Annotated in this window: 2 protein-coding genes; both read right to left on the reverse strand. The window is 47.7% G+C overall.

Annotation, left to right across the window (positions count from 1 at the left end; all coding sequences use genetic code 11):
* The coding region (locus A3729_RS24870; protein WP_068634394.1) for a 2Fe-2S iron-sulfur cluster-binding protein at positions 1-697 on the reverse strand (697 nt) is incomplete at its 3' end.
* Positions 669-1137: NADH-ubiquinone oxidoreductase-F iron-sulfur binding region domain-containing protein (locus A3729_RS24875; RefSeq protein ID WP_304439756.1), on the reverse strand; the 469-nt coding region annotated here is incomplete at its 5' end. The genes A3729_RS24870 and A3729_RS24875, both read right to left, overlap by 29 nt.

Here is a 1137-nt window from a genome sequence, read left to right on the forward strand (position 1 = left end):
CAATTATATGGCTGTCGTATTGACGCTCGCCAACGGGGGCGAAAAAGCCATCGTTCTTTCGAATAATACAGCCAACCGGACAAACCTCTAACGACATGGCATAGTCGTTAATATCGGCATTGGTATCAGCAAGGCAGTCGCCATTCACACCAATACGTTTATGGATACCGCGACCCACGTATTCAAAGACATGCTTGTCGTCAACGTCTCGTGAGGCTCGAATACAACGGCCACAGAGTATGCAGCGGTTGTTATCTAATGCGATATCCGGGTGCGAAGCATCAACCGGGCGTGAGGGCTGTAAGTATGGGAAGTCTGATGCCTGAGACAAACCAAGGCGATAGGCGGTTGCTTGTAGTTCGCAGCGTCCACTAGCTTCGCAGATAGGACAGAGATGATTGCCTTCATGAAATAACATTCTGACCAAATCTTTGCGATAGCCTGTTACTTCCTGGCTTTCATTTTCAATAATTGCACCGTTTTCGATAGGTTGTGTGCAGGCGGCAACGACCCGGCCATTCATTTTGACAGAGCAAACTCGGCAGCTACCTTGGGGAACAAGGCCTTCAGAATCGCATAGCCGAGGAATGTAGATACCTTGTGCCTCACAGGCAGACATTATCGACTGCCCCTCAAGGGCTTCGACTTTCTTGCCGTCGATGGTAAAGCTAAGTCGCTTTTCTTCTTGGTTCATCATTTTTGCTCCCTGTCGTCATGGTCGTATCGCGGGTCAAAATAATCGATCGCCGTTTAGCGATAATACGCGATTCATTCAATGCACTTTGAATATCAAAACCTGCCTGACGACCATCCGGGTGGTCTTTTAGTAATGCCGCGTACACTAAAGGGAAGTTTTCAATTGTCGATAAAATAGGTTTAGGGGACGTATGCCCAAGCCCGCAGCGACTGGTTTGAATAATGGTATTGCCGAGGCTTTGCAAAGACTCCAGGTCCTTGCTCTCGCCCTGGCCGAGCATGATTTTCTCAAGCCCTTTCTTTAAAAACACATTACCGACTCTGCATGGCGTGCAGTAGCCACAGCTTTCTTCAATAAAGAAGTGCATAAAGTAATTGACGATATCGAGAATATTACGTTGCGCCGAGAAAATCATGATAGCCCCTGCTGTAGGTAAATCC

It is taken from the genome of Oleiphilus sp. HI0043, assembly GCF_001634935.1.